General features: G+C 71.9%; 6 protein-coding genes. All 6 read right to left on the bottom strand.

Going from position 1 to position 5,199, the window contains the following annotated elements:
- Nucleotides 1-47: 47 nt before the first annotated feature.
- A complete protein-coding gene (locus GH736_RS16795; protein WP_159605380.1) occupies nt 48-1,427 on the bottom strand; it encodes a putative baseplate assembly protein in 1,380 nt (459 codons plus the stop codon).
- Nucleotides 1,424-1,825 (bottom strand): GPW/gp25 family protein, encoded by a 402-nt coding sequence (locus GH736_RS16790; RefSeq protein WP_159605378.1) that lies wholly within the window; start codon nt 1,823-1,825, stop codon nt 1,424-1,426. Before GH736_RS16790 ends, GH736_RS16795 begins: the two co-directional genes overlap by 4 nt.
- A 25-nt stretch (nt 1,826-1,850) precedes the next feature.
- Nucleotides 1,851-3,671, bottom strand: a complete 1,821-nt coding sequence (locus GH736_RS16785; protein WP_159605376.1) for a VgrG-related protein — start codon at nt 3,669-3,671, stop codon at nt 1,851-1,853.
- Nucleotides 3,658-4,422 carry a CIS tube protein gene (locus GH736_RS16780; RefSeq protein ID WP_159605374.1) on the bottom strand — a complete coding sequence of 255 codons (765 nt, stop codon included), beginning with the start codon at nt 4,420-4,422 and terminating at the stop codon, nt 3,658-3,660. The genes GH736_RS16785 and GH736_RS16780 overlap by 14 nt, the downstream gene beginning before the upstream one ends.
- 11 nt (nt 4,423-4,433) lie before the next feature.
- Nucleotides 4,434-4,877 (bottom strand): phage tail protein, encoded by a 444-nt coding sequence (locus GH736_RS16775; RefSeq protein WP_159605372.1) that lies wholly within the window; start codon nt 4,875-4,877, stop codon nt 4,434-4,436.
- Between the two features lie 17 nt (nt 4,878-4,894).
- Nucleotides 4,895-5,199, bottom strand: a 305-nt coding sequence (locus GH736_RS16770) for a hypothetical protein (RefSeq protein ID WP_407922363.1), incomplete at its 5' end; no start/stop codon positions are given.

Raw genomic sequence — 5,199 nt, 5'->3', positions numbered from 1 at the left:
GGCGCGCGGATGGAAGGCAGGCCGACCGCTCATCGCGCTCGGTCAGGTCACTCGGCGTGCTGTTCGGTCACCGCACGGTCGAGGGTGCGCAGGGTGAGGGGTCCGCGCGCCTTCGCCTCCTCGATGCGCTCGCCGTCGACGCCGTCGTGCGCCGCGCCGCGATTGACCACGCCCCGCACGAACGGCACGGTCGTGCGGAGCACCGAGAGGGTTCCGGGCGCCACGTTGCCGCGGGCTCCCCCGCCCACGCGATACCGGCGCACGCGCAGGGGCGCGCCCTTCGGGGGCACCGCGCCGAAGTGGCGCAGCGATCCGTCGGGCTCGCGCACGGCAGGCGGGAACGAGACGACGCCGCGGGTGCGATCCACCCGCACGACCTTCGCGTCGGATGCCTGATCCGCGAAGTCGTCGACCTCGGTCCACTCGTCCCATCCGCCACCGGCGCCCACGTCGACGGTGAACGGCGCGCCGTCGTCGACGATGGGCCGCACGGCGAGGGTGAACTCCTGCCCGGGCACCCCCTCCGACAGGCCGAGGATCTCGTCGTCGACGGTCGACGCGTGGATGGCGGCGGCGACCCCGCCCACCGTCCGTGCCTCCGCGGCGCGCACGACGGGCGACGCGCTGTACGTCGGCACGTCGGGGTCGCGTTCGACGAGCCTGGTGCGGATCCATCCGGCGCGCACCTCGGCGATGACGGATGCCACGTGCCCGCGCGGCACGATGAGCACGACCTCCCCGGGCTTGTTGAGCCCACCGGTGCCGTCGGCGACGACGTCGCACGCCTGCCATCCAGCTGCCGTCCTCGCCTCCCAGACGATGGGCGGATCGTCGGGGTCGACGCCCACGCCGCGCACGGCGCAGTCGAGCCGGAGCGACACGGCGAGCGCGCCCGAGGCGTCGTCGAGCCCGAACAGGAGCGCATCGCCGGGCGTCGGCGCCGAGGCGAACGCGTCGATGGCCTCGTCGCCCAGCCGCGCGTCGCCCACCCAGGGCTCGCCGCCCTCGGGGTGCGTGCCCACGGCGATGAGCGAGCGCGGCGGGATCGCGAGCTCCTCGATCGTGGTGAAGATGATCGGCTCGGCGAGCTCGGTGCGCGGCGTGCCCGCGTCGCTCCTCGCGGGCACGATCACCGTCTCGGGCCGGGGGGCGGCGAGCCAGAAGACGAGGTCGACGGTCGCACTCGTCGGCGGGAACAACGACACCCCGAGCAGATCGAGGAAGGCGAGGTACATGCGGTCGGGCACGCGATTCAGCCGGTAGAGCAGCTCGTCGGTCATGAACGCGAACGCCTCGATGAGCGTGACCCCGGGATCGGACACGTTGTGGTCGGTCCACTCGGGGCACCGCAGGGCGACGAGGCGCTTGGCGTCGTCGACCAGGTCCTGGAAGCGACGGTCGTCGAGGTTCGGGGCAGGCAGGGTCATGAGGGCTCCCGTGGGATGACGTAGAAGGGGAACACGAGGTTCCTGGGGTCGTTCGTGCCGAGGATCGAGTACCCGACGTCGATGTAGAGCACGCCCTCGCCGGCACCCTCGCGCGACACGGTCACGTCGCCGACCTCGATGCGGGGCTCCCAGTAGCGCAGGGCCGCCCGCACCGCCGCGCCGATGGCCCCGGCCGTCGACGCGTCCGCCGGCGCAAAGACGTACTCGTGCACCGCGCAGCCGAACTCCGGGCGCATGGGCCGCTCTCCGGGCGCGGTGGCCAGGATGAGCCGGATGCTCTCCTCGATCTCGCGCTCGTCCGAGGTGAGGGCGATGCGGCCGGTCGCATCGGCGTGCACGGGGAACGCCCAGCCGTGCCCGACGAACTCACGAGACATCCGTGCTCCCCCTGCCGCTTCGCACTCAGTTGATCTTCACGACGGCACCCTTGACCGTCGTGGCGCCGCTCGCCGACAGCTCGGCGGTGCCCTGCCCCTTGAGGCTGAGGGTGCCGCCCTCGACCTCGGTCGACCCCGTTCCCTTCAGGGCGAGCGAGGCGCCCTCGATCTTCACGCCCCCGGTCGCCTTCACCTCGACCGTGGACCCCGAGAGCTTCAGCGCGCCGTTGTCGGCCGAGACGGTGGCATCCTGCTTCGCCGTGATCGTCACCGGCCCCTCGGCGATGATCTCGATGCCCTTCTGCGACGTCTGCGTGAGCGTGACCCGCTGCGCCCCGCCGTTCGTCGAGAGCTCGAGGGTCTCGGTGCCGGATTTCTCGGTGAAGCGCACCGCCATGCCCGTGCGGGACGTGAAGGAGCGGTGCACGACCTCGCCGTTCTCCACCACCCCGGCCCACGGCTCGGCCGGCTCGTCCACCCCGTTGTAGAGCCCGCCGACCACGAACGGCCGGTCGAAGCGTCCGCCCTCGAACGCGACGAGCACCTCGTCCCCCACCTCGGGCAGCACCAGGCTGCCGCGCTTGCCGCCCGCGCCGAGTTGCACGGTGCGGGCCCAGCCGCTGACGTAGTCGGGCGAGAGGAAGGGGAACGCGAGCTTCACCCGGCCGCGCGCCTCGGGGTCGCCGTTGTCGCTCACGAGCGCCGGCACCACCCCGGCCATCCTGGCGTCCTCGCCGGCGGCCCAGCCGCCGTTCGTCACCCCGTACAGGGACCGGTCCGAGGCATTGCTCACCACGGCCGTGGTGACGTAGCCCTGGTCGGCCGAGAACTCGTGCGTCGCCTCCGTCACCGTGTAGCGGCCGTCGAACGGCGACCCGAAGCCCTTCAGCGTGACCGGGGTGCCCGAGTGGATGTGCGAGTTGCCGCGGATCCGCGCCTCGACCTCGGCGAACCCGCCGGCGATGCGATCGGCCACCGAAGTCGCGAGCTTGTCCTGGGTCATGGCGACCCCGTCGCCGTCGGAGCTCACATACTTTGGGCTCGTGAAGGCCTGCGCGACCTTGGCCGGCTGCACGTTCGGCAGCTCGACCGAGCGGGTCTTCGGCGGAGCCGTCGACACGACCGCCTCTTTGCGCACGGGATCCCATCCGCGCACCTCGACCTCGGGCACCTGGCCCGTGGAGGTCACGGTGGCCTGCAGCGAGAGCGTGTTCATGCCGTGCTCGATGACGACGGGATCGTCGCGCGCGCTCTCCGGCCCAGCCGGTGCCTCGTCGGCCTTCGACGGCGGGCCGAACACGAGGCCGCCCTGCACGACGGAGAAGGTCGAGCCCGTGGCATCCGCGAGCCGCTTCAGGAACACCCAGTCGCTCACGTTGTCCTGCGTGACGTGCTTCATGACGCTGCCGGCGACCTCGATGCGCTTGATCGGCACGCTCGCGCGCCCGGCCACGGTGCGCACGATGTCGGCGGGCGTGGAGTCCAGGTAGGCGGCGACGCGGCGACCGCGAAAGAGCCGGTGCGACTTGTCGAGTCCGCGCACGCGGGTGCGTAGCGCCCCCGCGAGGTCCTCGCGGTCGATGGCGGTGACCTCCCCGTCGAGCAGCCGCACCGGGCCCTGCGGGCCGTTCTCCGAGACGGTGAGCACGACGGAGGCGCCGATCGTGAAGCGGCCGTCGGTGAGCACCGTGCCCGCGGTGTCGGTGAACTCGAGCTCGAAGCCGTCGGGCAGGTTCGCGGTGTCGGTGATGCGCCCGGTGACGAGCAGGCTCGCGACCTGCGGCGGCAGGGGGCTGCCGTCGACCGCGACGAGCAGGAGGCTCGTGTAGGTGTCAACCGACGACACGGGCCACCTCCTGCCGCACGACGTCGCGCTTGGCCGGACCCGAAAGCTCCTCGGCGGCGGGGAGGAAGACGCTGCGCCCGGGGACGAGCCGCATCGGGTCGTCGATGCCGTTCACGTCGGCCACCTGCCGCCAGAGCGCGGCATTCCCGTACTCCCGGTAGGCGATGGCGGCGAGCGTGTCGCCCTCGCGGATGGTGTGCACCCGCCGGGGTCGCAGGCCGCCCGAGGTGGGATTCTGCTTGCCGGGCTCCTCGGCGATCTCCTCGAGCGCGACGGTGCAGACCGCGCGCAGCGGCGTGCCGCTCGGCGAGAAGAGCGTGTACTTCGCCGACACGGACTTGATGTAGCCGACGAAGCCGACGAGCACGCCCCACTTGAACTGCACCCACGGCGCCGACGGGGTGTCGCCGCGCTGCGAGTCCTTCGTCGGCACGCAGGCGGAGAAGAGCTTCTCGACGCGCGTGACAACCGAATCGCCGCCACCGCCGCGGGTGTCGTCGAAGAACATCTCGACGCTGAGCTTCTGCGCCTCGGGGCCCTGGTAGGTCGCGGGCGGGGCTGACGTGGCCTTCTTCTGCTTCTCCGACTTCCAGCTCGCCGTCTTCGTCATCGTGAGCTCTTTGGGGTTGAGCTGGAAGGCGATCGTGCCGATGGGCGCGCCCGGCACGCCGGGGGTCTTCCCGGGCTCGCGCAGCTCGAGCTCCGCGTGCGTGAGGGTCTCGCTCGCGGCCTCGGTCTTGGTGACGGGCATGTCGGCCTCCTTCAGTTCCCCGGCGGGTCGGCCTTGATGCCGTGGTGGGCGAGCTCGAGGGTCTCGGTGAGCACCTTGGGCTGGTCGTTCGTGAGGGAGGGGCCGGTCCATCGCACCGGGATGACCTGCTCGAGGTGCCAGGTGGCGATCGGGGTGCCCGCGGCGTTGCGCGCCTGGATCTCGGCCTGGCTGGGCGCGATCCGCGGCGCCCGCGCGATCCACCCGAGGATCGGCTGGGAGCTGCCCTTGCCGAGCGGCCGCGACAGCTTCACGTTCGAGAACTTCAGCCGGGTGGGCAGCTGCCAGACGTAGGCGTTGTTGCCGCCCTCCTCGCGCGACTCGAGCACGACCTCGACGCCGAGCCCGTCGCAGCTCGAGAACGCGCCGAGCGACTCCCCGTCGATCTTCACGACGTAGCTCACCCCGACGGCGATATCGGTGTCCTCGGTCGTCATCGCACTCCCTCTCTCGTCTAGATTCCGTCGATCCGGATGCCGCGGCGTTCCCGATCGAGCAGCAGCTCGGCCTTCAGTCGTCGCACGAGTGGGCCGTAGAGCCGTTGCGCGAGCTTCTCGATCGCCTCGGGTGACGAGGCGTCGACGGATGCTGCGCCGGAGGCGGCTGGTGCGGTGACGGATGCCGCGTCGGTGCCGTTCGCTGCAGGACCATCGGATGACGCGGGGCCCGCGTCGGGCGGCGGCGGCGGGACCTCGGGCGCCTCGTCGACGACCTCGGCGCGCTGCACGACCCCGATCGCGGCCTGTTCACGCTCGCCAT

Source organism: Agromyces humi, assembly GCF_009720255.1.
In the GTDB taxonomy this organism is placed as follows: domain Bacteria; phylum Actinomycetota; class Actinomycetes; order Actinomycetales; family Microbacteriaceae; genus Agromyces; species Agromyces humi.
This window is presented reverse-complemented; position numbering and strand designations above follow the sequence as displayed.